Source organism: Micromonospora sp. NPDC049047, assembly GCF_040649135.1.
GTDB lineage: Bacteria > Actinomycetota > Actinomycetes > Mycobacteriales > Micromonosporaceae > Micromonospora.
Map to the genome: position 1 here is coordinate 123051 of NZ_JBEZEY010000004.1, position 25877 is coordinate 148927.

Consider the following 25877-nt stretch of genomic DNA (forward strand, 5'->3'; position numbering starts at 1 on the left):
CCGAGAAGAGGCCGCATGAACCTGCCGCTCGTCGTGCCGACCGAGGACTGGCAAGCCGCCCTGGACACCCTCCGCGTCAGAGAAAAGGAACTCACCCGTCAGCTGGATGCCGTCGCTGCGGCGCGGCGCAGGCTGCCGATGACCCTGATCGATCGGGACTACGTGTTCGAGGGCCCCGACGGGCCGGCCCGCCTGGTCGACCTGTTCGAGGGTCGCCGCCAGCTCGTCGTCTACACCTTCATGTGGCACGGCGCCGACGACGTCTGCTCCGGCTGCTCGATGTTCGCCGACAACATCGGACACCTGGCCCACCTCAACGCCCGTGACGTCACCGTGGCGCTGGCGTCCCACGGCCCGCTGGCCGACCTCATGGCGTTTCGGCGACGGATGGGCTGGGCCGTCCCGTGGTACTCGTCGCTGAACAACAGCTTCAACGCGGACATGGGAGCCGGCGACGGGTTCGCGCTGAACGTCTTCCTCCGCGACGACGAACGAATCTTCCGTACCTACTCCACCACCGCCCGCGGGGTAGAACGGCTCGGCAGCAACTGGACCTTCCTCGACCTGGCACCGTACGGCCGGCAGGAGGCCTGGGAGGACTCGCCGGAGGGCTGGCCGCAAACCCAGCCCTACCAGTGGTGGCGGCTGCACGACGAGTACGGCACGTCCGGAGCCCCGGCATGACCGCCAGCACACCGGTTGCCGAGCTGCTCTTCCGGCCGGAGGACGCGACGCCGTTCAACACCGACGTCGCGACCCTGAAACCCTGGAGTCAGGCACTGGCCTGCCTGCGGTCGGTGCAGAAGTGCTGGCTCTCGACGGTACGGCCAGATGGGCGCCCGCACGCCACACCGGTGATGCCGGTGCTGGTCGACGAGACGCCGTGCGTCGCAAGCCGTCCCAGCTCCCGCAAGAGCCGTAACCTCGCGCGCAACCCGTCCTGCGTCATCACCGCGAGCGGCGGAGACCTCGACCTGGTGGTGAACGGCACCGCTCGTCCGATCACCGGTGAAACCGCGCTGCGCGAGGTGGCCGCTGCCTTCGCGACGAAGTACGGCTGGCCGTTCGACATCCGAGCCGGTCGAGCCCACGACGGGAGTCTTTCCGGCTCGCCCGAGTACGCCTTCTTCTACACCGCCAGATCAACGGTCCTCTGACCGGGCTTGAAGGCGTGTGCGAGGTGGTGGGGATCAGCAGCCCCGTCGGGGCTGTGACCAACAGTTGGCATGATGGGCTCGTGACCGAGCCGGTGTTTCGATACCACCCTGACCCCTTAGCCACGGGCTCGGCGATGCAGATTGAGCACGAATGCAGTGTCTGCGGGCAACTTCGGCAAGTTCGCTACCGGGGACCGATCTACGGCAGGCAACCCGGGACTCTTTGCCTGCACTGCATCTACTCCGGGGAGGCTTCCAGGGCGCTCGTCGTCGTTGCCGTCGCCACGGATGGCAGCGACCTCCTGGACATGCCTGCCGAGTTCAGCGACGCGATCGACGTGCCTGACGACGTGCCGCACCACGTCATCGAGGAGATCACTCGCCGGACCCCTGGCTTCACCGGTTGGCAGCAAGAGTCATGGCTCTACCACTGCGGCGATGGCGCGGCTTTTCTCGGCCCGGCTGGCTACCGCGATGTCGAACCTCATCCGGACGCCCTGAACATGCTTCGGGCGAGCCACCGGCAACTGGGCTGGTCACCCGAGGAAACCGAAGAGTTCCTGCACCGGCTCGATCGCAACGGTGAGCCCACCGCGTATCTATTCCAATGCCTGCATTGCGGCACTCACCTCGCGTCCTGGGATATCGGCTAACCGCGGCTTATCGCCGAGACGCAGACGCACTCTCTTCGGCAAAGCCGCGAACGCTGGCTACGTCCCGGAGGTCGGCTACCAGCCGCTGGAACCCGCCCAAGCCAACCTCGTCTTCCAGGTCATCTCCAAGCGATACGAGAAGGGCTCCACCCTGCTCACCTCGAACAAGAGCTTCGGCAAAGGGGCACATGTTCACGTGAACGTGTGTCAGGCACCGTCGAAAGCGGACAGGTTCGTCCAGGGCGACTTGGGTCAACCGAGCCCTGCGACGGTCCTGTCCGGAGGGGTGATCCTTTAGTGCGTAACCTCTTGCTATGGATCGACGGGGATGGTGGCTGGTGGTTGCCGCGGCCAGCGTGCTGGCTCTGGTGTCACTTGCCTCGAACGTGACGACCCTGAGTCAGCTTGAAGGCAAGGCAAACACGCTGCTTGCCGCGCGGTTGACGCTCAGCCAACTGGTCAATGCCGGGTCGGTCTGGGCCGGGCTGGCAGCGGGGTCCGGGTGGCTCGTCCGTCGCCCCGTCTCGGCCTTTGCCGCCGGAGCGGTCTCCTTGCTCACCGCTTGCGTGGTGCACTACGGCGTGGGGATAGCCTTCGGAATGTTCGATCCGGGTGTTTGGACGGCCAACCGGCACTGGCTCCTGGCTGCGATGGTTGTGGGCGGACCGCTCGGACTGGTGGGCGCGATCGCGCGGCGGCCGAATCTGTGGGGGGTGGCGGCCCGCTTTGTCGTCCCCGCCGGAGCCGTGCTTGAACCGTTTGTCCTTGGTCTGTTCACCACTCCCTCGATCTTGCCCTGGCCGAACCGTGTGGCTGACTTCATCAGCGGATCGGTGCTGTTGACGGCTGGGATAGTGGGCTGCGTTGGGGTTCTCACTGGAGGGTGGAGGCGGCGGCAAGCATCGCATGAGCGGCGAGTTCCTGCCGAGCTGTGAGCCCGGTTCCCTGTGGGTGGAGATGTAGAGAGGGTCAGCAGCCGCTATCTACGCCCTCGACTGGGATGGGCCGCTGAACTCCTGGAGTCGGTCCAGGTCGATCCGGTCGGCGAGGTAGATCAGCGGGGCTTGCGGGTCGAGGCCGAGTGCTGCGGCGACGAGCTTGGGGTCGAGGGTGTTGACCAGGTCGACCAGGCGGGTGCTGCGGATCGTGCGTGGCGGGACGCCCCCCAAGCGTCGCACACGCCGGGCTCCGCGATGACAGCTATCTTTCGCACACTTTTTCACCCCGAACCTCGAGAGAGCGCACTTATCCATGACTCGCCTACGCACTCCGGCGCTGGCTCGATCCCGGCGACGAGGCGTAATCCATCAATTCCTGCTCTGGCCGGCACGACGGAAGCCGGTTCGATCGGGGTGGAATGACACCGCGTAGCAACAGATCGGCGGCATGAGCGCCAGTCGCACCCGTGCGTGTGGCGGGCAACCAGTTACGGCATTCGCGGAGGCTCGGCCGGGCGGCTGCTGGCGTTGTATGAGTTCTTGGCCGCGACCACGGCCGATTGGAGATGCTCGGGGTCGACGCCTTGTACGTTGAGCGGTGGGTGCACACGCCGGACAAGCGCCGCCTCGATGGTCGCCGGCTCCGCGTCCTCCACCCACGTCAAGCGCAGATGCCTGTGTATCCATGCGGTCAGCCGCGCCTCATCCTCGGGGACCAGGACGACACGGTCGGTCCAGGTCGTCCGGTAGCCCTCGGCTAGCAGAAGTCCGGCCAGGGTACGACGCAGAGTCGAACTGCCCGAACGCCTCAGATGGTTGCGCAGGATCCGGCCCCGCAAATTGGTCGCCCGTCCGAGGTACAGCAGCCGTACTGACGGGACGTTCTCATTCGGCAGCCCGGGGAGGTCGGGAAAGACCGAGGGAGCAGCCCACCAAGCGTAGACACCGCTGCCACGGCTGAGCCGCTTGACGGCGACATTCAGCTCGACGGGCACGCCGGAGAGCAGCCGCAGGGCCTCCTCGACCCGGGCTTCGTCCGTGGTGACGCGGTCGGAAATGGTCATCAAGCCATCGTAGATTCGGGGCGGATCGTGGCCGGACCGGAAGGACCGGATGATCCGCGCGACGGCACATGCGGGAGCCTGGCGGGACGCTGCCCAGCGCGATGCGGCATAAGCGGAAGCAGTGCAGTCAGGGTCCGTCCCGAGCATGGCGTCGGGGCCGGGGCCGCCGGCGAAGTCGCGAGACGGAGGCAGCATCGCGGCAGCGAAACTGTCGCCCCGACGCCCTATCTTGGGGCGGTAAGGGAGATCCTATGACCGAGTTGCTGACCGCGACTCATCTGGAACAGTGGTCGGAGCGCAACGACTCCACCCCATGAGGTCGCCAGCCAGTTTCCTCCTCGACCTCCCGTACCGCGCACTGCGCCGGCTGCTCCTCGTCGGCGTAACCGCCGGGTAACTCCCACACCCACCGGTCGAACACGAACCGGTGCCGCCGCATCAACAACAGGCGCTCCCGATCGTCGAGGACGGCGACCATGGCCGACCCGGGGAGCCCGGATCACGTACTGCTCGAAGCGCACGCCGTCTGGCAACTCCACCTCAGCGATACCCAACCGCGCCCGCCGGGTGTCGTACACGACCCGCTCGCCGTGGATGGTCCACCGGGTCAACTCCGTCGCCCGCTTCTCCAACACCCCGCCAATATCCGCGCCGAACCCGCCACCTGCTGTAGGCGACGCCTCCTGGGCGCACTTCCCGGTGCGACGCCTGAAACGGACGCGCAACGCCGTAGCCGTCTTCGGCGGCCTCTGGCACAGTCCCGTGTTGTGAATAACTGGCCGAGGATCCGGGCTGCGATGGGCTGGACACTGTTGGCATACGCGTTCGCTGGTCTGGCCACCGCGCCGCTGGCGGCGGCACCTATGCCCGCACACCCGGTGCCGTGCGAGGAACTCACTGGAGACCCAGCCTGGTTGGTATGGGTGTTGCGCGAGACCGTATGGCTCTCCCTCGCGTTCTCGCTGCCCCCGGCCGCAGTGGTGACTGCCGTATGCGTTTGGCGAACTGGGCTGTCCACCAAAGGCGCAGCAGCCCTCGGCGTCGGTGTTGGCCTCGTGCTGGCGACGGCCACCGTCGGCTACTCCATAACGACCGCTACCTGCGGCTACAACCTGGAACAGGTCCACCCGTGACAGCAGCCGGCCATACTTCCCGGACTTGTTGACCACCTGCCTGGTCAACCCGACCTCTTCGTCCGGGCCGGTTGCTGTCACCGTTGCTGTCGACAGCTCAGGCTGCGGTGCTCGGTCAATCGTCCTCGTCCAGGAGACCGAACGCCTCCGGCGCATCTTCGACGAACTGGCGGTAGGGCGGTTGGAAGTTCTCCGCTCTGGCTGCGATGGCGGCGGCTAGACGCGCCCGATCGGCAGGTTCTAGCGCGCCCAGGCGGGACGCTGCATCATCGATCTGCTGCACGGCAATGTCCGGGTGGAGTGTCTCGTCGTCGCACAGCTCGAAGAACGCCAGGCACTCAAGCAAGCTGTCGAGCACTGCCGTGAAGATCGGGTCATCTGACACGCGCGCATGCTACGGCGTTCAAACCTTGGAGCGGAACTAAGAGCCGGTGTCCCGCCACCAGCAGGAATGCTGGTCGGTCCCTGGTCACACACCGTCTCCGGCTGCCATCGTTGGTTGCTGGTCGACCACGTTTGACGGTGTCCTGTGCCCCCTGTGTACCCCGACCACTGGTGCGGCGTGGTTGGCTGCAGGCACCGGCATCTGATGGCGAGGGGACCGACGTGGCGTTGACCACGAAGGGCTCTCGGCTCATCACGGTCGACGGCGTGGTCTACAGGTGGCGAGTGCGCGGACGACCCACGTACGCCCAGGCGCTCGGTGAGCGTCCACTCGCCCTCGCCGTTGAGCAAGCCGACCGCAAGGGCAGCGTACTGCTCGTCAGCAGCCCCAGGACCACCCGAGCAAATGGTTCGGCGGTCCGTCGATTCCTGTTCTTCCCTTGCGGGTCGCGGCTGTCATCCACAAAGGACTGGCCGAGGGGTGGCGGGCGCCCGCCGATCTGGACGGGGCCGAGGCGCTGCTTGGAGCGCAGGTGCACGACCTTGCGGACCACGGGCTGCGGTGTGCGTGTCGGGCTGTGGTGGGGCGAAACGAACGGTCCCGCATACCGTCAGCGCCCTGCGCGCGGTAACGATCTGCCCAGCGTTTGGCCGTGCGCCAGGAGACGTCATAACGCCGTGCCGCCTGGCGACCGGCCAGGCCTCGTCCACGACCAGACGCGCAAGCCGCAGACGCGCGCGTGGGGTCAGAGCAGCATTACGGTGGAGCATGAAGGCCTCCTGGTTGCCGGAGCGGTTCCTCGACAGATCCACTCCACAACCGGAGGCCTTCACTCCATCGTGAGGGAACCGCCTTACCAACTCCTGTACGTTCCACGTCGCGCGCATAATGATCGGACGGATAGCCAGATTTCCCAGCGTCCCCGGTCAGAATCACGGTGATCATGATGCGAGCATCACGGGAAGCGGCCCGTCGCGGTATCAGGCAAGCGGACGCCGACGGAATCGGTTTCCGGCGCTGTAGGACATCAGCGGGTCGCATTAACGGTGAATCCGGCGCCATCCATGAGTTGCCGCTGGGTGACACCCTTGAGCGATGGACGCGTTCGTCTCACAGCTACCGGCACTACTGGGCGTCGTCGTCGGTGCCCTGGCTACAGGTCTAGCGACCGCCCTGTCCAGCAGAAGCCAGTGGAAACGCGGTCAGGCCGTGCGATGGGACGAACGACGGATGGAGGCGTACAGCGAGTTCGCCCAAGTGCTCAAGGAAATCCAGGCAGTATCCCTGAAGGTCCTGTCCATGAACGCCGGTGACGCGTACCGCTCGGGGTTGGACGAAACAGCGGCACTCGCTCTGCTCGCCAACGCCGACCTCAGGCACACCCTCGTATGGGAAAACGTCCTGCTGCTTGGGGACGCCGCCACCGTCGCTGCAGCGCAAGATTGGCGAGAGGCGGTCTGGAGGCTCGAGCACCGAGCCCGTAGCGTCGGGGAGACTTCCCAGCCGCTACCCGAAATCATCGAGCAGGCCAACACGCGACGTGATCGCTTCTACCATGCGGCTCGGCAGGGTCTTGGTGTGAGCGGTGGGTCAGTCGCTCAATCCGAACGTTTACAGCAACGTGTCGCATCCTCTTTCGAGAGCCATAAGCCCGCATCCTCAAGCAACTGAACACGGGCACCAGACGCGGTGACCTGCCCTGGACCGCAGGCAACAGCCGCACGACCACCTCGTGTTTGGGGAGGCCGCCCCCAACGCTCAACCCGTCAACGGGCCGGCCCCGGGGAGCTGGCTGACTGAGGTATGCCGCAGTCTCCGCCGGGTACTGCTCGCGCACCCTGGTCTGTTGTTCACGGATCTTGTCGAGCGTTGCCAGGCTGATGGGGACGTAGGCTTCGCGGCGCATCTTGTGGTTCCAGTACCGGATGTACGGGTTGTCGTCACGGTCGCGGACGATCGGGTCGTAGCCGAACGCGCAGGCGTCACCGACGCGCAGCCCGGTGGCCAGCATGGCTCGGTCAGGAATCGGCCGTCGGGCTGGGGCCAGCGGGGCAGGTGCGCGCGGACCTGGGTCATGATGTGGGCGTTCAGGCCGCCGGCGCGTAGCGGGATCCGTTCTCGGGTAGTCCGGGGCGTAGATGACGGCGTTTCGGGGCAGGTCGGGCGCCCAGTCCTCTGGTCCTGCAACGCCGGGAGGAAGACCGCCAGGGCGCTGATGCTGTCGCGGATGGTGGCACTGCTGCCGAGCTGCGGTTGCTGGTGCAGCCAGGCGATGTGCTGCTCCAGTACTGGGCGGGTAAGCTGGCGGATCGAGTAGCGCGCTTGCCCGGTCACGGTCAAAAAGGCCGAGAGCCGGCGCAGCGCCAGCAGATCGGCCGACACGGTATTGATCGACTTCTCCTCGACGGTCAGCCGCCAGTGCAGCCACCGCTTCGCGCAGTCGACGAGCCAGCGCTGCTGAATATCGGTGTGGTTGAGTTGCCGTAACGCGGCGGCGGGATGTAGCCGAGACAAGCGCAGCTGCCAGACGTCACGGGGATACTCCCGCTCCCAGCCCGACCCTTCGATGAGGTCGGTGAGCTGCTCGATGGCGAAGCTGAGAAACGCGGCGGCCTTCCTGAACTGGTTCGGGTCGTTGAAATAGTTCCGGAAGATGGCGGTCCAGGAAGCGCGGGCGTGTTCGAGCAGGGTCGTTGCGCCTCGCCGCACAAGCATCCGCACGGCGTCAAGCCCTACCGATCGGAGTCCGCCCGACGCGCCGCCTTGCCCGCCTGGCTCCACACAAACAACAATCACCGCCACCACACCGCACTCGGCAGCCCCCCGCCAGCCGCGTCCCCAACCTCTCTGGACAGAACACCTAGCTGGCCCTACGCACGCTCTTCGGCACGACAGCCTTGCGGACCACCCGCTTCGCCGATCGGACCGGATGGACATCATGGAGTCGGACTGTGCGTGGGCCGGTTGCTGCCGGGCGCGGTACACGGTGCTGATCATGCGAGCCGTGCAGTGTGCCCGCTTCGGCGGGCCCAAGGTCTTGAATCTTGTCAGTTGCCTGAACCGGTGGCCATCGATGGGCAGTTGCTCGTCGACGTGAGCGCGGCAGGGGTCAACTTCGCCGGTACCAGCCGCTTTCGCGGGTCGTATCAACCCTTGCCGGATCTGCCTTTCATCCCTGGCACTGAGGTTGTCGGGCGGGCGACTGACGGTCGTCGCCTGCTCGCACCGACTTTCGGCGGTGGTGGCTTCGCTGAGCAGGCGGTCGTGGGGCCGATGAACTGCTACGTCAGCCGCGGAAGGTATTTTGTCGGTGCCAAGCGAAATAGACGGTTCTGCCGGGGCCTTGACGTGGCCGATCCGCAACCACTGAGCGGGGCAGTCTCCAGGTGCATCAGTAGACAGTTAGTCGGGTAACCATATCCCAGGCCGGCGCCGTGCGGCGTCGGCCTGAGATATCCCTGCGGAGGTGACGCTGGGATATCCCTGCGGAGGTGACGGTGGTACATCTGCTCGGCAGCGTCAGCGGCACGGTCGCCGCCGACCACGGCCTGTTCCTCGTGCTCGACGAGCGCGCCGACGATATCGGCGACCCCGACTTCAGTCAGGACCGCATCTGCTGGAGCGGGCGCGACGCACTGTTTGTCGCCAGCCCGTCGAACGCCACCTGTCGGGCGTCGGTGACCGTGCAGGCGTGGGACGGAGAACCCGCGGCCGTCGATTCCACGACGTGGCCGGATACCGACAGCACGGCGGTCACCCTGCAAACCGGCACCGTGTACCTGTCGCACCTGCTCGACATGGCCCCCGTAAGCGACCTTCTGCCAGTAGGCCCTCCCGGCCGCTACCGGGTACGCGTCGACGTCGCAGGCAGGGCCCAGATGCGGGCGCTGCTGCGCTCGCCCGACTTCGATCCGGTCGGGCGCACCGTCGGCCCCGAGCGGATAATGATCGGTTTCTGGCCGGCCCGCTGACGGCGTTCGTCAGGCCAGGCACCGCCCGCCGGGAAGCGTGCCGACAACCCGGGGGAGCCGGACACCGGGGAGGCGTGCATCGCTCGGCTCGAACCTTGCCCATGCGCTCCCGCTCTGGTGGCAGCACCGTTCGAGTCAGGCCGGGCTGCGGAGAGCCCGCTGATGTGGAGCGGGCTCCCAAAGCGGCCGGCCGGGCCCCGAACGTGTGGGCGCTACGCCTGAGGGGTCCAAGTCTGATATGGCCAGGTGCCGGCGGCACGAGCCCGGTCCACCAGCTCGGGTGCCTGGGCGGTGACCTCGATGACCATGTGACCGATCCAGACGGCATGAGACAGCCGGGCGGTCGCTAACCGCTGTCCGGCACACCTTCCAGCAGTACCGGGACCAGATTCTCCGCGGCAGGCGACGCTCCGGCTCGCGTTTGCACCGGTCAGGTCCTCATGGTCACAGCGGTGGTAAACGCCTCGTGGCATCCGACTCGCGACAGATCCGGACGACGGGCCGCCGCCGTGGCCGGTGGCACCGCTGGCGCCCGGCTCGTGGTTGGTGCTCAACGCCGGCTGCGCCGATGACCAGGTCGGGCTTTTCGTGGCCGCGTTCGCTGACGGCTCACGGTGTACCGCCGCGGGAACGCAGCGGGCACGGTCACTCGTCGTTCGGTCCTTGACAACTCCACAGTGAGTTGTAGCGGCGACCGAGACCTGGCCCGTCATGGCTATTGCTGAAGTAGCCGATTCTCGTCTCGCACTCCAATGCTCGAGTCATCCATGACTCGTATACCTAGATCTTGCTGCATTAGCACCATCAAAGTCATTCTTGCGTCGCTTATCTGGAATAACTCCTCCTTGATCACCTCTCGGGTGACAGGAACAGAGGCGGCACTCAAAGACGCAAGACGCAGGTCATACCCCAGATTCTCGGTGAGCCTCAAGAGCTGGTCTTCAACTTCCTCGGCTGCACGTGAGATGTGAGGAGGGGCCAACAAATCGATCTCGTAGCCTGACATTTTAAGACTGTCGAAGGCGGACCGCATCAAGTCATTGGATTCGTCCGTGATGCCACCAGCCCGTGCGTGCCCCTCGATCGATTTGACCCATTCGCGAACATGGCAGTGATAACGCAAGTAGGCGGGGAGCAGGCGCTGTTCACGGCGCTCCTGCAAAGACCGGCTGTCCGTGCGGCGCTGGGTCAACCACACGCTGGCGAAGGCGACGACGGCCCCTAACGCTGCCGACAGAACGGGAAGGAAGACCTGCATGGGCACAGCGTAGAGACCAGGACCCATTCGGCAGGGCAGCCAAGCACCTGCCGTCATTCGTCAGAAGTGGGATCTGAGCCCCATAAACCCGCAGCCTGCGGGAACGTGCGTCATGGATAGTTCGATCGCCTGATCAGCATGGGAGCCTTCCACGCGGCCTGCCAGTGCTGACGCCTTCGGTTCCGCCGAAGAGTCCACCAGCCTGAAGGGCCAGGTCAGAACGCTTCCCGTGGGATCAGTGTCTCGAATGGTGGAACTGCGGCGGACTCCCAGCAAGCTCACCCACAACGCTCCACATCGATCCGCAGCACACCTAAAGACGTGACCTTAGGCGAACCGAGACGTCGGCCGGCGCCAGCCATCGCGGGAGCAGCAACGCCTGACCACTTCGACATCTACTGGGAGGTCACGCCGCACCGCTCCATCTCCATCACCGCAGGTCAAAGCGCCTCGTCTCTGTCCGGCATCAGTGAGCACTTCGGGCACGGAGACCTCTTCGCCAACCTGCACCCAATCTGCTCCCAGTTGCAAGGCCAGGCCAACCAATGGCTCCTTACCGCCTTGACCTGCGCACACTCCCCTGCCAGGCGACATAGAGCGTTGTCGACTACATCGCAGAACCGCGGAGCACTCCGCGGGAAGCAGGACGCCGCACCTGCTCTGACCTGGGAGAACGTGGATCCGCAGGCAGGGGTGGGTGCAGTTGAGTGCTGTTCGATGCCGTTGGATGCTGTTCAAAGCTGTTCAGGGCACCCCGCTGCTCCCAACCTGCTCCCCCTAGACCGGGCTCGCACCGGGCCGCCGACCGCTCGTGACCTGCCGGCCCAGCGCTACGGTCGGCACCAGCGCTGGCTTCCTCAGCCGCATCGGTCGATCGGGAAGCACGCCCACGATCACCGCGCCTTATCAGCGGCGGAAGCGTGTATGTGACCTTGGTGTGCTACGCCGTGCTGCTCGCTCTGCCATCAGGCAGGAGACCGCCGCAACGAAGAGTCGATCCCGACGGGCTCTCCAGGGCGAGAGCCGACGCGTACCGCTCGCTCAGGCGTCCTGCTGTGTGCCGATGTCCAACTTTCCCGCCAGCCAGTCCGACTGGGGCACGGCCGATCCCCGGATGCCGAGACTCGCCCGAGCCGCCTGGTAGAAGCGATCGCGTGTCTCGTTGGCATGGCCGAGCCCAGCAGCCAGCTCGAACCCCGCGGAAGTCATGCCGCGGGCGTAACGGGCGATGTCCGTCACTGCGGCGCGCCACTCGCGGGCCGCAGTGATCGATGCGGCGTCGCCCAGGAGAAGGACACTCTCCCATGTCTTGGTGCGCCGGATATCGGCCTCTTCCATCCTGGCCAGGGCGTTTTCACGATCGACACCGTGACGAAGCGCGTTCAGGTTGGCGATCCGGAGCGCGTACGTGTGCACTTCCTTGACTGCGTTGGCAAACTCGACGTACGCCTGAAGCCGGCGCTCGTCCCACCGCGCCGCCTGCTGTCGCTGCCACCGCGAGCGGTCCGCGATCAAGGTGGCGAGGATGGTCCCGCCTGTTCCGACGAGGACGCCGAGCAAAGCCGGCAGTTGGTCCATCAACGCGCTCATGCCTTGATGGTGCACGGGCGCCACAACCGATATGCGTCTGCCCGGCAAGGCGCCCGACCTTCGGCGTGACCGCGCGACCAGCGGCATGTGTGTGCATCTGATCAAGCGTGGTTCTCGAGTCGCTCAGGGGAGAAGGGTGCGCCCCTCCCAGGTGCCGTGTTCGGACAGAGGGCGGAACCGCATGAACGCGGATTCGTGGTGGAAGTCCCGGCGATGCTGTTCAGCTATTGCGACGGTGTGTGTATGGGCCTGTGGGACGGCGCTGCGGCCGTGGGCCATGTCGGTCATCTCGCGGACGCTGCGCCAGATCGTGAAGGTGGAAAACGTGTGGGGCGGGCGTACCGCTGCGGTGGCGAACGTGGTGCCGGGGTGACCGGCGACCAAGCGTTCGACGGGCCGCCCCCACTTCAGGAACCGGGGTAGTTCGAGAACCTTGAGCCGGGCGAGGGTGACGGCCACGATAGGCTCCTGCGGATCCCACCGGCCCGCCTGCACCGGCAGGCCGGCGAGGGCGGCCACCTCGCCGTAACGCCGCAGGTACTGCAGTCGCACATGCCATCCGTCGTCGAGCTGCCGCCCTAGATCGTCGTCTGCGAGGAACCGCTCCAACGCCGATTCGTCGTCCCATTCGGCGAACATCGCAAGGCGTCGCAGCTGCATCCGTTCCACCGACAACGCCGGGGAGCCGAGTCGCATGAGCGCGAGGCATTCGGCGTGCCGCAGCCCAGCCGCCCGAGGCCTGCGACGCAGTGTGCGCAAGGTCAAGGCCGGCGGAAGCAGCGCGAGATGGAACGAATGCATCATCGGCCCATGATCCCAGTCGTCCGCACCCGCGTCCCTCCCACAGCGTGCGGGCTGGCGACGGCGGCAGGCGGACGTTGGCTTCGCCGGCAGCGGTTCAGCACAGAGGACCAATGACAGTCTCGTCAGCCCCGTCGCCGTCTGACGAGGCTCAGTCCCCACAGATAGACCGCGGGTCGCGGCAAAACAGGGCGCCGACGGGCATCGAACCCACCAGATCGACGGTCCTCCGACCGGGCCTGAAGGCGTGCGCGAGGTGGTAGGACCAGCAGCCCTGTCGGGGCTGTGACCAACAGTTGGCATGATAGGCTCGTGACCGAGCCGGTGTTTCGATACCACCCTGACCCCTTAGCCACGGGCTCGGCGATGCAGATTGAGCACGAATGCAGCGTCTGCGGGCAACTTCGGCAAATTCGCTACCGGGGACCGATCTACGGCGGACAACCCGGGACTCTTTGCCTGCACTGCATCTACTCCGGGGAGGCTTCCAGGGCGCTCGTCGTCGTTGCCGTCGCCACGAATGGCAGCGACCTCCTGGACATGCCTGCCGAGTTCAGCGACGCGATCGACGTGCCTGAGGGCGTGCCGCACCACGTCATCGAAGAGATCACTCGCCGGACCCCTGGCTTCACCGGTTGGCAGCAAGAGTCATGGCTCTACCACTGCGGCGATGGCGCGGCTTTTCTCGGCCCGGCTGGCTACCGCGATGTCGAACCTCATCCGGACGCCCTGAACATGCTTCGGGCGAGCCACCGGCAACTGGGCTGGTCACCCGAGGAAACCGAAGAGTTCCTGCACCGGCTCGATCGCAACGGTGAGCCCACCGCGTATCTATTCCAATGCCTGCATTGCGGCACTCACCTCGCGTCCTGGGATATCGGCTGACCGCGGCTTATCGCCGAGACGCAGACGCGCTCTCTTCGACAGTTGCGGGTGGTCTCGTGGTGGCAGCCTCATCGCCTGGCGGCCGGCTGGACAATGTCCGGGCCGCCGGTTGGCGCGCACGATCGGCGGCAGATGCGGATGTCGGTCGGTCACGCGTCCCCTGACCGGCTTTCTCCGCGACAGTGGGACCCACCCGTGTGCAACCGCCGGAGCCACCCCCGTGCAGGCGGCTCCTGTTACTGCGAGAAGCGGACCACCAAGCCGTCGCGTGTCCAGGCGGCTTCGAGGGGACACGTCGGCCGACAGGGGGCGCTGCCCGCCGACGCGCCCACCAGCGATCAGCGGTTCAAGACCACTTGATCTCACCGGCACGGTCGACGAAACGCCCGGAGCGGTGTCCCGGTCCTTCGGTGGCAAGGCCGACGATGGCGTCGGTGCCTTCGGTGACGGTTTGCGGGCCGGAGTTGCCGTTGAGACCGGTCGCTGTGTAACCCGGATCGGCCGCGTTGATGCGAATGTCGGTCAGCGCCTTGGCGTACTGGGTCGTCAGCATGGTGAGCGCGGCTTTGGAGGACGTGTAGGCGGGGGCGATAACTTTGGACTCGGCTCGCGACAGGTCATGCGTGGCGGTGAGAGATCCACGACCGCAGCAGCGGAACCCTGGTCCACCACCGGTCGGAGATCCACGACCCCGACGGCACACCCCTGGCCACCGTTGAGCGCATCATGTTCGTGATCCGGGCCGGCAGCGCCGAGGGCCGGCGCACGCCGCCCCCGGACCGGCAGCATCCGACCGGCCACCCCGACCACACCGCCCGACACCACATCCGCCCCGACCAGGCCCTGCTCTACCGACTCAACGGTGACCGCAACCCGCTGCACTCCGATCCGGCGGTGGCCACCGCCGCCGGGCTGCCCGGCCCGATCCTCCACGGCCTCTGCACGTACGGCGTCGCCGCTCGGACGCTGCTCCACTCGGTGGCAGGTGGCGACCCCGGCCGGGTACGCCGGATCAGCGCCCGGCTCAGCGCACCGCTGTTCCCCGGTGACACCCTCACGGTGTTGGTGTGGCACCGGCCGGGTGGTGCCTTCTTCCAGGCGCTCGACGGTCGGGGCCGGCCGGTCCTCGACCGGGGCGTACTGGACCTGCGGTGACAGGCGACGAGAAATCGCGGGCCTGACCTCGCCAACATCGTCGGCGTGTTCACCGTCGTGACGGAGGACTGCTTCGGCGGTCTCGTTCGAGGGCCGCGGATCTGCCGTCGCAGGTGTGCCGCATGCCGTACCTCAATCCGGTGTCGGACGACGCCACCGCCGCCACCGTCGGCTTCCACCGATACCGCCCCATCCCGCCGCCAGCGAACTACCCCATCCGCCTAAGCGATGCCGCAGGCCCCCACACCGATCGCTTCGACCTACTCGATCGGCTACTCACCAAAGACCGACCCAGTGAGCCCCACTACCACCTCGCGTTCCTCGCCGTGCCGCCCAGCGCCAGGCGGTCAGGACACGGCACGTCCCTGCTCAGCCGACCACGTGAACCTACTGTCCTAGCCCGCAACGATTCCGCTGTCCAGCCGCACCCTGAACCACCTCGCCGAACGCATCCGCGGCCACCGTAAGCAACGCCGATCCCGGTGGCGACGCCTTGAGCCCGGCCGGCAGGCGCTGCTGGCTCTGGCCCATCTGCGTAACGGTGACACCCACACCCGACTCGCGGCCGGCTTCGAGATCGGCGTCGCCACCGCCTGGCGCTACGTCCAGGAGGCGATAGCCCTGCTCAGATCGGCAGCCGACGACCTGGACACCGCGATGCGACGCATCCGGCTGCTGGCGTACGCGATCCTGGACGGCACGCTGATCCCGATCGACCGGGTCGCCGAGCAGAAGCCCTACTACAGCGGCAGACACAAACGCCGCGGCGTGAACGTGCAGGTCATCTCCGACGCCGCCGGCCGGCTCGTGTGGGCATCACCGGCACTACCCGGCTCGGCACACGACCTGACCGCCGCACGCAGTCACGGCATCATCGATGCCCTGACCAGCGCGGACGTGATGACCTTCGCCGACAAGGGATACCAAGGCGCCCACGGCAGCGTACGCACCCCGTTCAAGCGGCGCCGCTTTCGGCCAAAGCTGTCACACAGGCAGAAGGCCGTGAACCGGGCCCACGCGAAGATCCGCGCCCACGGAGAACGAGCGATCGCCACACTCAAGACCTGGAAGATCCTGGTCAAGCTGCGATCCTGCCCACGCCGAGCCACCGCGATCGTCCAGGCCATCCTCGTTCTGCACCACGTCGAAGCGAACCGCTACGCAGGATGGAAATGGCTCACAGTGTCCCGCGCCTGGGACACTGTGACGGGTCCGCGCAGCATCAGTCCAGCTCCCCCGTTCGACATCGACGTACCGGCGCACTCAAGCAGCAGCGGTCACGAATGACGATCTCCAAGACTATGAGATAACTCTGGATCGAGCAGCCCCGTCTTCCATCGATGCACTCGCGGCCAGCTGTGAATCGGCATGAACGCCGCGACCCTGACTTCTGGCAGCGGCGTCATGCTTCACGCACCCCAGTGATTCCTGCGCGACGAGACGTGGTGCGGAGCAGCCCTGTGGACCTCTGCCCTGCGACCTCCGCTGGCCATGGCCGCCTCGGCGCCGGCCGGATCGCCCGCCCTCCCGCACCTAAGGTCGCCGTCACTCGCACCACCGATGAGGTTGCGCCAACCGATGGAGAGGCATCACGTGAGCGCACCCGAGCATGCCGTCATCGATCGCTACCCCCTGACAGGCGGGGGCTTTGCTGAGGGTCAGGAACGGCAGGCGATCTACGACCTCGCAAGCTGTCTGACAGAACCTATCGGGGCCGCTGACGCCGCTGGCTTCGACGGCCACGAGTTCGGTGGCGAAGAAGCTGTCCGCTTAGGGCTCTGACAGCGTGCCCGCTGACGGACGCCCCCAGGTGCGGCCGAGGAAGCAAGCCCCACGCGTGCCTCGCGTCGCCTGTCGTCGGCCACGTACGCGCCACCGGTGGAGCCATAGATGCAGCGTCGGCCATGGTGGGTAGATCCCCGAGCGCGTCAGGGCGACTTCGTCGATTCACCGGTTCGAATGTCCCGGGACCCACGTGGGCGCGGGAACGAGGCAGGATGGGGGTGCCATGAAGCTCCAACGAAAGCGAACAGGAGATCCTCCGGTCCCCGGTGGCCGGCAGATCGTCTCCCCCACCCAGCGCGACCTCTTCCTCTCGGCCGAGCGTGAGCCGGGCGGCACGACCTACAGCCTCGGCCTCGCCCTGCCCCTGCCCCGGCCGGTGGACCCGGCGCGGTGGGAGCACGCGATGGCGCTGGTCGTGGGCGCCGAGTCGGCGTTGCGCCTGCGCTTCGGCGTCCACGGGGGCGACGTGGTGGGGTGGGTGGCGGAGCAGGGATCCGAAGGTGTCGCCCGGACGGACAACGTCGCCGAGTTCGTGAAGCGGCCGTACGACCTGGCTCGCGACCCGCTCGTGCGGTCGGCCCTCGCCGGGTGCGAGAAAGGGCCGCAGGTCGCGGTCGTCGCCGCGCACCACATCGTCCTGGACGCGCCGGGCGGCGCGCTGCTCCTGGCGCGCCTCTGGGAGACCTACCGCACCGGCAGCCTGCCGCCGGTTGCTGGCGGCGATCCCTTCAGCTCGTACGCGGCACAGAGCCGCCTGGTCTTCGACACCCCCGCCGTGCACGCGGAATGGACGCGACGGCTGAGCGACGCCGGGCCGTTGGTGGCCGGGAGCACCGTCGGCGAGCCGAGGGAGGTGTCGCAGACGCTGGTCGAGCTGCCGCCGGGGATCGAGACGCGCGAAGCGGCCGCCCGTCTGCTCGCCGCCTACGGGGAGGCGCTCGCGACGGTGCTGCGCCCGGCCGGTGCGTTCGTCGTGCACGACCTGGCCAACTCGCGCCGTGGGCCGTACCGCGAGACCATCGGCTGCCTCTATCAGGTCGTTCCCGTCGTGTTCCCGCCGCGCGACCCGACCCGGACCTGGCTCGAGCACGTCCGCGGCTATCGCCGTGAGCTCGGCGACCGGCGGCACATCTCGGTGTCCCTGCAGCGGCGGCTCGGCCCGGCCGAGGGCGTGCGCTTCCACTTCAACTTCTATTCGTTCGACCGTCTGGAGGGCGTACCCGCCGTCATGGAGGTACTCGACAGTTTCCCGGATGACGAGGCGCATCTGCTCGCCAAGCCGCGGCCGGACGGCGTCCGGCTGGAGTTGCACCATCCGTGCTCGGTGGATGGTCCGCGCCTGCTCGCCGCGATCAAGAAAATCACCGAGTCGTGACCGACCTCGCCGATCCCGATCTCTACGCCGACGGCGATCCCCACGCGGTCTGGCGGCGGCTGCGCGCCGAACAGCCGCTGTTCTGGAACGAGCAGGAGGGCCGGCCCGGGTTTTGGGCGGTCACGAAGTACGACGACGCGATGCGCATCTACAAGGATCCCGCGACGTTCAGCTCGGCCAGAGGCATCCTGCTCGGCACCGCGCAGGGCCGGGGCGACCCGGCCGGCGGCAAGATGCTGGCGCTCACCGATCCGCCGCGCCACGGTCAGCTGCGCGCCCTGGTCAACCGATGGTTCACGCCGGGCGCCGTGTCCCAGCTGGAGGAGGCGATGCGCCGCATCGCACGGCGTCTCGTCGACGCGGCCGTGGCGCGGGGCGACTGCGACTTCGTGCGGGACGTGGCGGGCCCGCTGCCCGTGCATGTCATCTGCTGGCTGCTCGGCGTGCCGAGGGCCGACCGGGACATGCTCTACGAGCTGACCTCGCGCGCGTTCGGCGTCGAGGACCGCGCCGGGCAGAGCGCGGCACACCAGAACATCCTGCTCTACTTCATGGAGCTGGCGGAGCAGCGCCGCCTGGCGCCGGCCGACGACCTCGTCAGTGTGCTGGTCGAGGCGACTGTGGAGGGCAAGCCGCTCACCGACACCGAGGTCCTGCTCACCTGCGACAACCTCCTGGTCGGGGGCATTGAGAACGTGCGGCACGCGGCGGCGGGCGGAATCCTGGCGCTGCTCGATCATCCCGGCGAGCTCCGCCGGCTGCGCGCCGACCCGTCGCTCGTGCCGTCCGCGATCGAGGAGATCCTGCGGTGGACGTCGCCCGCCACCCACATCGTGCGCACGGTGCGCCGTGAGGTGCAGCTGCGCGGGCGGACCATCGACCCCGGCAGCCTGGTGACGATCTGGAACCCTTCGGCGAACCGCGACGAGGACGTGTTCCCCGACGCGGATCGCTTCGATGTCGGGCGCACGCCGAACCGTCACCTGGCAATGGGCGTGGGCGAGCACTTCTGCATCGGCGCGGGTGTAGCCCGGCAGGAGCTGCGGGTGCTCGTCGAGGAGCTGCTGGCCGGCACCGCGGCCATCGAGCTCGCGGGCGCGCCGGTGCGGCTGCGCTCGTGCGAGATCAACGGCTTCGAGCGGCTCCCGGTGAAGCTGGTGGCCTGATGCCCGTCAGACGGAGCTCCAGGTGCGGGGCTGGCGGCGCAGCGGGGGTTCGGCGGCGTCGCCCGTGTCTCGCCGCTCGTCCAGCAGGCGGTCGAGCTCGGCGGGGGTGATGCCGCCCAGCAGTTCCTCGGTGCTGACCCGCACGCCGAGGTCTGCCTCGATGGCGTTCGCCAGCTCGGTGGCGCCGAGCGAATCGAGCCCGTGCGCGACGAGCGACCGGTCCCGATCGATGTCGGCGCCGGGGCAGCGGCGGGCGAGCTCGGTCGCGGCGTAGGAGTCCCCGACGGGCGCGGGCCCGCCGTCTGCGGAGTCGAGCAGCAGCGGGGACAGCGCACCGTCGGCGAGCAGCGCCCGACACTGGCGCCGTCGCACCTTGCCGCTCGACGTCTTCGGCACCGCGCCGGGCGGGGCGAGGGCGACCGTCGCGAGCCGGACACCGTGCGACTCGGCGATCGCACCCCGGATGGCGGCGGCCATCTCGGCCAGCGGCGGGTCCACCGCGCCGCGCGAGACCTCGGCGACGATCACCGGGCCGTCGTCCTGGGCGGACCCCGGGAACGCGGCGACGCAGCCGATGCGCAGCTGCGGGTGTGCCCGCTCCGCGGTGCCCTCCAGGTCCTGCGGGTAGATGTTGCGCCCGCGCTGGATGATCACGTCGTCGCGGCGGCCGGTGACGACCAGCTCCCTGTCGTCGAGGAAGCCGAGGTCGCCGGTGCGCAGGAACGGCGCGCCCTCGTCGAGTCGGCCCGCGAAGGTCTCCGACCCGGGCGCCTCGAAATAGCCCTCGGCCACGCTGGCGCCGCGTACCCAGATCTCACCGACATGCCGCGAGGGCTGCGGCTGCCCGGTGAGCGGGTCGACGATGACGACCTCGCTGCCGGGCGCCGGCACGCCGCAGGAGACGAGCGGTCGGCCGTCATCGGCCGGCGACGCGATCCCGCCGTCCAGCGACGCCGGGTCGTAGCGGGTGACCCGCGCGCCGGATCCCGCGGCGGCACCGCTCACCAACAGTGTCGACTCGGCCAGTCCGTAGCACGGGTAGAACGACGAGGGTCGGAACCCGGCCGGACCGAAGGCGTCCGAGAACGCCGCCAGGGTGGCCGGCCGGATCGGCTCGGCGCCGAGGAAGGCGAGCCGCAACTCGCTGAGGTCCAGCCCCCGCACGCCCGAGTCGGTGCCGGCGAGCGCGTCGTCGCCGGCACGCGCCGCGCAGAGCGAGTACGCGAAGTCCGGCGCACCGGTCACCGTCGCGCGGTGCCGGGTGACCGCCTCCAGCCACCGCAGCGGGCGGCGCAGGAAGTCCAGTGGTGACATGAGCACGCACGGAAAGCCCCACTGCAACGGCTGGAGCACGCCGCCGATCAGGCCCATGTCGTGATAGGGCGGCAGCCAGATCACCGCCCGGTCGTCCGCGGAGAGGGCGAAGGCCGCTCGGATCGCATCCGAGTTGGCGGCCAGGTTCTTGTGGCTCAGCACCACGCCACGGGGGTGCCGGGTCGACCCGGACGTGTACTGCAGCAGCCCCACGGTGTCGACGTCGGCCGGTCGCGGCTCGAACGTCGCGGCGGTGTCGAGATCGTCGACGCACAGCCAGCGTGCCGACGGAGCCAGCGAGTCGCCGCCCGCGAAGAGCCCGTCGGCGAGCACCACGGCCGGCCGGCTGTCGTCGGCGATCCGCCGCACCGTGTCGATCGAGGTGGCGTTGAACGGGGGGTACGTGGGCACCGCGACCGCGCCGGCGTAGAAGCAGCCGAGCAGGGCGACGATGTAGTCGAGACCGGGCGGGTAGAGCAACAGGACGCGCTCCCCCGCCGGCAGCGCCGCGGCGACCGATCGTGCGCGGGCGTCGAGGTCCCCGTACGAGATCGGTGCCTCGGCGGGCGCGTCGTCGTCGCCGAACGTCAGGAACGTGAAGGCCGTGTCGTCCGGCCGGGTCAGTGCGGCGTGGCGCAGCCGCGCCACGAACGGTTCACTGGTCATTGGTGCCCATCTGTCGCAGGAGGTGTTCCACCTCGTCGTCGGAGAGTGTGTCCAGCCGGTCGAGGAGCCGCTCCGCCTCGTCGGGGTCGGGCCCGTCGGCCCGGCGCACCGGCCCGATAGAACCGGCAGCGGACCCGGCGGCCGAGACGCGGAGGGCCAGCTCCGCCACCGTGGGCGCCGAGAACAACTCCTGTGGCGTCACCCGCACGCCGAGCGCCCCTTCGACGCGGGACAACACCTGCATCGCGAGCAGTGAGTTGCCGCCCAGGTCGAAGAAGTTCGCGTGCACATCAGGCTCGTCGACGAGCAGCACGTCGGTCAGGATCCGACGCAGCGTCTCCTCGAGCTCGGTCGGGGGCCCGGAGTCCGACACTGCTTGCGCCGCCCGCGCGGCCTGCTCGGCCGCGAGCTCGCCGAGTGCCCGGCCGTCGGCCTTCCCACTCGGCGTACGCGGCAGCTCCGGCAGGACGAGCACGCGCCACGGCACCATGTACGGAGGAAGCTCGCGCCGTGCCGATGCCAGCAGCCGGTCCACCAGGTCGGCGCTTGGAGCGGACCGCGCGACGACGCCGGCGACCAGCGCGTCGTGGCCGGACGGTTGGCGTACCACCGCCACCGCCGCGTCCGCGACGTCCTCGTGGCGGCGTAGCGTCGCTTCGACCTCACCGGGCTCCACCCGCATGCCGCGCAGCTTGACCTGGTCGTCGGTGCGGCCGAGGAACTCGAGGGTGCCGTCCTCGCCCCAGCGGGCCCAGTCGCCGGTGCGGAAGAGGCGCGATCCGGGCGGCCCGAAGGGATCGGACACGAACCGCTCCGCGGTCATGGCGGGTTGACCCCAGTAGCCCCGCGCCACCGGCACTCCGCCGATGTAGAGCTCGCCACGGACGCCGACCGGAACCACCCGGCGGCGTGCGTCGAGCACGCGGAGCACCGCGTTCTGGATTGGGCGTCCGATCGGCACCGGCGCATCGGGTTCCCCGGTGGTGCACGGCCACCAGCTGACCTCGATGGAGGCCTCCGTCGGGCCGTACAGATTGTGCAGTTCGACGCCGACCGCGCGGCCGAACGACTCCACCAGGTCCCGCGAGAGTGCCTCGCCGCTGCAGAAGACGCGCCGCAGCGCCTGGAAACTCCGCCGCTCGCCGCCTTCGAGGAAGTGGCGCAGCATCGACGGCACGAAGTGCGCCACGGTGATCCGCTCGTCGGCCAGCAGCGCCGCCAGATAGGCGGGATCCCGATGTCCGCCGGGCCGGGCGAGCACCACCGTCGCGCCCGCGCTGAGCGGCCACAGCAGCTCCCACACCGACACGTCGAAGGTGAACGGCGTCTTGTGCAGCACCCGGTCGCCGACGCTCAGCGGCCACCTGCGCTGGCCCCAGGCCACCCGGTTGACGATGCCGCGGTGAGCAACGGCCACGCCTTTGGGACGCCCGGTCGAGCCGGACGTGTACATCACGTAGCAGAGCGAGTCGGGCGACCGATCGGATGGTACGGACCGCGCCGCGGCGGCCTCGGCGGGCGCACCCAGGCGTGCCGCGCGTTCGGTGTGGCGCCCGTCGCCCAGGACGACGGCGCAGCCGGCGTCGGCCACGATGTAGCGGAGCCGCTCGTCCGAGTACTCCGGGTCGAGCGGCACGTAGGCGGCACCCGCGTGCAGGACCCCGAGAATCGAGATCACCAGGCCGGGCGAGCGCTCGGCCAGCACGCCGACCCGCGACTCGGGCCCCACGCCGGAGGCGGCGAGCCTGCCGGCCAGCTCCCGCGCCGCCGCGTCGAGCTCCGCGTACGTCAGGTCACCGTCCTGCGAGCGCAGCGCGACCGCACCGGGGTCGGCCGCGGCCCGCGCCGAGACCAGGTCCTCGAGGCGCAGGTCGGGAAACGGTGCCTCCTCACCCTGGCCCAGCGCGAGAATGCGCTCCCGTTCGGCGTCGGAGACCAGGGTGACGTCGGTGATGGCCCGCGTGGGGTCGCCGGCCACCGCTTCCAGCGCCCGCACCAGGTGGCCGACCATCCGGGTGGCGGCCCCGGCCGGCAGGCGGGCCGTCGCGTGTTCGAGGTGGCCGACCATCTCGTCGCCCTCCTCGCGCAGATGTAGCGCGAGATCGAACTGGGCCGACCCGTTGGTCCAGTCGACCTCGGTGGCCTCGACGCCGGGCAGATCGACGACTCCGTCGAAGCGCGGCAGCAGCGACAGCAGCGCCTCGAACAGCGGCGTGCGGCTGAGGTCGCCGCCCGCGCCGGTGGCGTCGACCAGGGCCTCGAAGGGCACGTCCTGGTCGGCGAGGGCGGCCAGCGTGGCACGCCGGGTGACGGTGAGCAGGTCGTCGATCGTGGCGCCCGGCGGCAGCTGGGTCCGCACGGGCAGCACGGTGCCGAAGCCGCCGACGACGTCGCGCAGCTCGGGCCGGGCGCGCCCGGACGTCGGGCAGCCGATCACCAGGTCGTCCTGTCCGGTGTACGTGTGCAGCAGTAGCCGGAAGCCGGCCAGCACGACCGTGAAGAGCGTCGCGTCCCGCTCGGCGGCCACCGTGCGCAGGGCGTCGGTCAGGCGCGCGTCGAGGCGCACGGGGACGCGGCCACCCGCTGGACGACGCACTTGTTCCCGCGGCCCGCACATCGGTAGGTCGATGCCGCAGGCGGCGCCGGCCAGCCGCTCGCGCCAGCGTTCGAGCTGGCCCGCGAACGCGCCGCCGGCCAGCCGCTCGCGTTCCCACACGGCCACGTCGCCGGCCTGCAACGGCGCCTCCCCCAGGGTGCCCTCACCGGTGATCCGCGACCGGTAGGCGGCGGACAGGTCGCCGAGCAGGACGCGCATCGACCAGCCATCGACGACCGCGTGATGGGCGCTCAGCGTGAGGAAGCGCTCGGTCGGCGCGGTGCGGAGCACCCGGACCCGCGCCAGGGGGCCGGCGGACAGGTCGAACGGGCGCCCCGCCTCGGCGTCGATCTCTGCCTGCACGGCGCGTTCCCGCTCGGCGTCCACCAGGCCGGTGAGGTCGACCGTGGTGACCGGTGCCGGCGCGGACGCCCACACCCGCTGCCGGGGTACGCCGTCCTCGGCCACGATCGCGGTGCGCAGCGCCTCGTGCCGGTCGACGACGTCCTGCACGGCGCCGAGCAGTGCCGCCTCGTCGAGCGTCCCGTCGAGCCGCAGAGCGGCGGTGAGGTTGAACACCGGGCTGTCCGGCTGCAGGCCCTGCAGGAACCAGAAACGCTGCTGGGCCAGGGACGCCGGGAAGTGCATGACTGCCGTCGAGTGCTCGTCGGCAGTCATGCGGCCCCCTCCTCGGCGTCGTGCGCCGTTTGCAGGGTCTTGCGGGCTGCGGTCGCGATGGCCCCGGACAGCATGATGAGGACCCCCATGGCGGCGAAGATCGGTCGCGCGCCGGTCGCGTCGATGACGAAGCCTGCGGCCGGCAGCACGAACGGACGGGGCAGCTCCTGGACGCTGTTGGTCAGGGTGATGATGCGCCCCCGCAGGGCGCTCGGCACCATCCGTTGCAGCATGCTGAGACCCGTGACGAGCGTGACGGCGTTGCACCCCGATCGCAGCGCCACCAGCACCAGCGCGAGCACCAGGCCCGGCGCGACCGAGAGGGCCAGTGTGGCGGCGCCCATGGCCAGGAACCCGACGGCCAGGGCGGTCGCCGCCCGCGCCGGCTTGATCGTGCCGACGAGGACGGACCCGACGGCGTAGCCGAGGCTGCCGATACTGGCGATCAGGCCGAAGCCGACGCTGCCCACGCCGAGCTCGTTCGCGAAGCTCGGTAGGGCCACGGGGGCCGGGGCGAAGCCGAGCGTCGCCACGACGCCGATGATCATGTAGAGAACGATCGGCGGCCGGTGGCGCGCGTACCGCACGCCGGCGCGCAGGTCGGCCAGGAAAGTGACGTGCTCGTCGCGGGCCGGCGCGGCCAGCGCGGTCGCCGGGATGAGCAGCACCATCACGGCCGAGAACGCGAACGTCGCCGCGTTGAGCAGGAACGGTACCGCCGTCGGCGTGCCGGCCACCAGGAAACCGCCGACCGCCGGGCCCGCCACCAGCATCGTGTAGTTGGTGGAGGAGAGCAGGCCGTTGGCGCGTACCAGCGACCCGGGGCCGGTCACGTCGGGCACCGCGGCGGTCTGCGCGGCGTTGAACAGCGCCGTGAAGGCGGAGTGCACCAGGGTGATCGCGACCACCGGCCATAGGCCTGAGTGGACGAAGGCGAGCGGCACCAGACCCGCGGTGGCGACCCGAAGCACGTCGGCGGTCACCAGCAGGCGTCGGCGGTCGATCCGGTCGGCGATGGTGCCGGCGAACGGCCCAATGAGGACGGCCGGAAGGTAGAGAGCCGTGGTGACGATCGACACCGAGACACCGGGTGACGACGTCTGGGTGGCGAGCCAGACCAGCGCGACGCCCTGCACGGCGTCACCGAACGTCGAGATCGCGCCACCGATCCACAGTCGCCGTAGAGCCGGCAGGCTACGGAGCAGCGCGATGTATGTGACCGGCGCGATAACAGTCATGCCAGCGACCCCCGTCCGCGTGCAGCACGAGTGGGGAGCATAGCGCCGGCGGACGCGTACGGGGGACCG

The 25877-nt window shown here is 68.8% G+C and carries 23 protein-coding genes and 4 pseudogenes; 14 read left to right on the forward strand and 13 right to left on the reverse strand.

Going from position 1 to position 25877, the window contains the following annotated elements:
• Positions 1-15: 15 nt before the first annotated feature.
• The 5 genes and pseudogenes from AB0B86_RS08720 (at position 16) to AB0B86_RS08740 (ending at position 2745) form a co-directional block, all read left to right on the forward strand.
• Entirely contained in the window at positions 16-684 is a 669-nt protein-coding gene (locus AB0B86_RS08720) for a DUF899 domain-containing protein (RefSeq protein WP_357417014.1), read from the forward strand.
• Positions 681-1157 carry a pyridoxamine 5'-phosphate oxidase family protein gene (locus tag AB0B86_RS08725; protein WP_357417017.1) on the forward strand — a complete coding sequence of 159 codons (477 nt, stop codon included), beginning with the start codon at positions 681-683 and terminating at the stop codon, positions 1155-1157. The genes AB0B86_RS08720 and AB0B86_RS08725 overlap by 4 nt, the downstream gene beginning before the upstream one ends.
• Before the next feature lie 80 nt (positions 1158-1237).
• On the forward strand, positions 1238-1810 hold the full coding sequence (locus AB0B86_RS08730) for a CbrC family protein (RefSeq protein WP_357417019.1): 573 nt from the start codon (positions 1238-1240) through the stop codon (positions 1808-1810).
• Between the two features lie 61 nt (positions 1811-1871).
• Positions 1872-1991, forward strand: a pseudogene (locus tag AB0B86_RS08735) (ATP-binding protein); the annotation flags it as partial.
• A gap of 133 nt (positions 1992-2124) precedes the next feature.
• Complete coding sequence (locus AB0B86_RS08740) at positions 2125-2745, forward strand: hypothetical protein (protein WP_357409216.1); 621 nt, start codon at positions 2125-2127, stop codon at positions 2743-2745.
• 48 nt (positions 2746-2793) lie between these two features.
• Here the strand turns inward: AB0B86_RS08740 and AB0B86_RS08745 are convergent, their stop codons facing one another.
• The 3 genes and pseudogenes from AB0B86_RS08745 to AB0B86_RS08755 form a co-directional block, all read right to left on the reverse strand.
• Positions 2794-2988 carry a hypothetical protein gene (locus AB0B86_RS08745; RefSeq protein ID WP_357409214.1) on the reverse strand — a complete coding sequence of 65 codons (195 nt, stop codon included), beginning with the start codon at positions 2986-2988 and terminating at the stop codon, positions 2794-2796.
• 248 nt (positions 2989-3236) lie between these two features.
• Positions 3237-3812 carry a GIY-YIG nuclease family protein gene (locus AB0B86_RS08750; RefSeq protein WP_357409212.1) on the reverse strand — a complete coding sequence of 192 codons (576 nt, stop codon included), beginning with the start codon at positions 3810-3812 and terminating at the stop codon, positions 3237-3239.
• A 316-nt stretch (positions 3813-4128) separates the two neighbouring features.
• Positions 4129-4447, reverse strand: a pseudogene (locus AB0B86_RS08755) (NUDIX domain-containing protein); the annotation flags it as partial.
• A 162-nt stretch (positions 4448-4609) separates the two neighbouring features.
• Here AB0B86_RS08755 and AB0B86_RS08760 point away from each other — a divergent pair.
• The gene (locus AB0B86_RS08760) at positions 4610-4945 is read left to right on the forward strand and encodes a hypothetical protein (protein ID WP_357409209.1); all 336 of its coding nucleotides are present in this window, start codon (positions 4610-4612) and stop codon (positions 4943-4945) included.
• Positions 4946-5060: 115 nt separating this feature from the next.
• Here AB0B86_RS08760 and AB0B86_RS08765 read toward each other — a convergent pair whose 3' ends face one another.
• Positions 5061-5330: a hypothetical protein gene (locus AB0B86_RS08765; protein WP_357409208.1), complete on the reverse strand. Its 270-nt coding sequence runs from the start codon at positions 5328-5330 to the stop codon at positions 5061-5063.
• A gap of 487 nt (positions 5331-5817) precedes the next feature.
• Positions 5818-6100, reverse strand: a pseudogene (locus AB0B86_RS08770) (leucine zipper domain-containing protein); the annotation flags it as partial.
• 325 nt (positions 6101-6425) lie between these two features.
• Here AB0B86_RS08770 and AB0B86_RS08775 point away from each other — a divergent pair.
• On the forward strand, positions 6426-7001 hold the full coding sequence (locus AB0B86_RS08775) for a hypothetical protein (protein WP_357409206.1): 576 nt from the start codon (positions 6426-6428) through the stop codon (positions 6999-7001).
• A gap of 87 nt (positions 7002-7088) precedes the next feature.
• Here the strand turns inward: AB0B86_RS08775 and AB0B86_RS08780 are convergent, their stop codons facing one another.
• Complete coding sequence (locus AB0B86_RS08780; RefSeq protein WP_357409437.1) at positions 7089-8051, reverse strand: hypothetical protein; 963 nt, start codon at positions 8049-8051, stop codon at positions 7089-7091.
• A 770-nt stretch (positions 8052-8821) separates the two neighbouring features.
• Between AB0B86_RS08780 and AB0B86_RS08785 the strand changes: the two genes are divergently transcribed.
• Positions 8822-9301: a hypothetical protein gene (locus AB0B86_RS08785; protein WP_357417022.1), complete on the forward strand. Its 480-nt coding sequence runs from the start codon at positions 8822-8824 to the stop codon at positions 9299-9301.
• A gap of 715 nt (positions 9302-10016) precedes the next feature.
• Here AB0B86_RS08785 and AB0B86_RS08790 read toward each other — a convergent pair.
• From AB0B86_RS08790 to AB0B86_RS08800, 3 genes are all read right to left on the reverse strand, one after another.
• Positions 10017-10559 carry a hypothetical protein gene (locus AB0B86_RS08790; RefSeq protein WP_357409202.1) on the reverse strand — a complete coding sequence of 181 codons (543 nt, stop codon included), beginning with the start codon at positions 10557-10559 and terminating at the stop codon, positions 10017-10019.
• Between the two features lie 1041 nt (positions 10560-11600).
• On the reverse strand, positions 11601-12149 hold the full coding sequence (locus AB0B86_RS08795; RefSeq protein ID WP_357417024.1) for a hypothetical protein: 549 nt from the start codon (positions 12147-12149) through the stop codon (positions 11601-11603).
• A 123-nt stretch (positions 12150-12272) separates the two neighbouring features.
• Positions 12273-12818, reverse strand: a complete 546-nt coding sequence (locus tag AB0B86_RS08800; RefSeq protein ID WP_357417232.1) for a hypothetical protein — start codon at positions 12816-12818, stop codon at positions 12273-12275.
• Between the two features lie 444 nt (positions 12819-13262).
• On the opposite strand from AB0B86_RS08800, the gene AB0B86_RS08805 reads away from it, so the two are divergent.
• Positions 13263-13835, forward strand: coding sequence for a CbrC family protein (locus AB0B86_RS08805; protein WP_357417026.1), 573 nt, complete (start codon positions 13263-13265; stop codon positions 13833-13835).
• Positions 13836-14181: 346 nt separating this feature from the next.
• Here the strand turns inward: AB0B86_RS08805 and AB0B86_RS08810 are convergent, their stop codons facing one another.
• Positions 14182-14538: an SDR family NAD(P)-dependent oxidoreductase gene (locus AB0B86_RS08810; RefSeq protein ID WP_357417029.1), complete on the reverse strand. Its 357-nt coding sequence runs from the start codon at positions 14536-14538 to the stop codon at positions 14182-14184.
• A gap of 23 nt (positions 14539-14561) precedes the next feature.
• Between AB0B86_RS08810 and AB0B86_RS08815 the strand changes: the two genes are divergently transcribed.
• The 5 genes and pseudogenes from AB0B86_RS08815 (at position 14562) to AB0B86_RS08835 (ending at position 19316) form a co-directional block, all read left to right on the forward strand.
• The gene (locus AB0B86_RS08815; protein WP_357417031.1) at positions 14562-14990 is read left to right on the forward strand and encodes a MaoC family dehydratase; all 429 of its coding nucleotides are present in this window, start codon (positions 14562-14564) and stop codon (positions 14988-14990) included.
• Between the two features lie 408 nt (positions 14991-15398).
• Positions 15399-16157 (forward strand): annotated as a pseudogene (locus tag AB0B86_RS08820) (transposase family protein); the annotation flags it as partial.
• Positions 16158-16583: 426 nt separating this feature from the next.
• Positions 16584-16772: a hypothetical protein gene (locus tag AB0B86_RS08825; RefSeq protein ID WP_357417033.1), complete on the forward strand. Its 189-nt coding sequence runs from the start codon at positions 16584-16586 to the stop codon at positions 16770-16772.
• A 226-nt stretch (positions 16773-16998) separates the two neighbouring features.
• Positions 16999-18150 (forward strand): condensation domain-containing protein, encoded by a 1152-nt coding sequence (locus tag AB0B86_RS08830; RefSeq protein ID WP_357413728.1) that lies wholly within the window; start codon positions 16999-17001, stop codon positions 18148-18150.
• Positions 18147-19316, forward strand: coding sequence for a cytochrome P450 (locus AB0B86_RS08835; protein ID WP_357413726.1), 1170 nt, complete (start codon positions 18147-18149; stop codon positions 19314-19316). The genes AB0B86_RS08830 and AB0B86_RS08835 overlap by 4 nt, the downstream gene beginning before the upstream one ends.
• Positions 19317-19322: 6 nt before the next feature.
• Here the strand turns inward: AB0B86_RS08835 and AB0B86_RS08840 are convergent, their stop codons facing one another.
• Genes AB0B86_RS08840 through AB0B86_RS08850 form a run of 3 tightly spaced genes read right to left on the reverse strand, consistent with a single transcriptional unit; the run spans position 19323 to position 25808 of the window.
• Positions 19323-21296 (reverse strand): AMP-binding protein, encoded by a 1974-nt coding sequence (locus tag AB0B86_RS08840; protein WP_357413724.1) that lies wholly within the window; start codon positions 21294-21296, stop codon positions 19323-19325.
• Entirely contained in the window at positions 21286-24570 is a 3285-nt protein-coding gene (locus AB0B86_RS08845) for an amino acid adenylation domain-containing protein (protein ID WP_357413722.1), read from the reverse strand. Before AB0B86_RS08845 ends, AB0B86_RS08840 begins: the two co-directional genes overlap by 11 nt.
• A complete protein-coding gene (locus AB0B86_RS08850) occupies positions 24567-25808 on the reverse strand; it encodes an MFS transporter (RefSeq protein ID WP_357413720.1) in 1242 nt (413 codons plus the stop codon). Before AB0B86_RS08850 ends, AB0B86_RS08845 begins: the two co-directional genes overlap by 4 nt.
• Positions 25809-25877 lie beyond the last annotated feature (69 nt).

Excerpts from the sequence above, each read along its gene's own strand:
- AB0B86_RS08790 (WP_357409202.1), bottom strand. The coding sequence starts at position 10,559 with ATGCAGGTCTTCCTTCCCGTTCTGTCGGCAGCGTTAGGGGCCGTCGTC.
- AB0B86_RS08795 (WP_357417024.1), bottom strand. The coding sequence starts at position 12,149 with ATGAGCGCGTTGATGGACCAACTGCCGGCTTTGCTCGGCGTCCTCGTC.
- AB0B86_RS08815 (WP_357417031.1), top strand. The coding sequence starts at position 14,562 with ATGTTCGTGATCCGGGCCGGCAGCGCCGAGGGCCGGCGCACGCCGCCC.
- AB0B86_RS08720 (WP_357417014.1), top strand. The coding sequence starts at position 16 with ATGAACCTGCCGCTCGTCGTGCCGACCGAGGACTGGCAAGCCGCCCTG.
- AB0B86_RS08845 (WP_357413722.1), bottom strand. The coding sequence starts at position 24,570 with ATGACTGCCGACGAGCACTCGACGGCAGTCATGCACTTCCCGGCGTCC.
- AB0B86_RS08760 (WP_357409209.1), top strand. The coding sequence starts at position 4,610 with ATGGGCTGGACACTGTTGGCATACGCGTTCGCTGGTCTGGCCACCGCG.
- AB0B86_RS08830 (WP_357413728.1), top strand. The coding sequence starts at position 16,999 with ATGAAGCTCCAACGAAAGCGAACAGGAGATCCTCCGGTCCCCGGTGGC.
- AB0B86_RS08740 (WP_357409216.1), top strand. The coding sequence starts at position 2,125 with ATGGATCGACGGGGATGGTGGCTGGTGGTTGCCGCGGCCAGCGTGCTG.
- AB0B86_RS08725 (WP_357417017.1), top strand. The coding sequence starts at position 681 with ATGACCGCCAGCACACCGGTTGCCGAGCTGCTCTTCCGGCCGGAGGAC.
- AB0B86_RS08775 (WP_357409206.1), top strand. The coding sequence starts at position 6,426 with ATGGACGCGTTCGTCTCACAGCTACCGGCACTACTGGGCGTCGTCGTC.
- AB0B86_RS08850 (WP_357413720.1), bottom strand. The coding sequence starts at position 25,808 with ATGACTGTTATCGCGCCGGTCACATACATCGCGCTGCTCCGTAGCCTG.
- AB0B86_RS08750 (WP_357409212.1), bottom strand. The coding sequence starts at position 3,812 with ATGACCATTTCCGACCGCGTCACCACGGACGAAGCCCGGGTCGAGGAG.
- AB0B86_RS08840 (WP_357413724.1), bottom strand. The coding sequence starts at position 21,296 with ATGACCAGTGAACCGTTCGTGGCGCGGCTGCGCCACGCCGCACTGACC.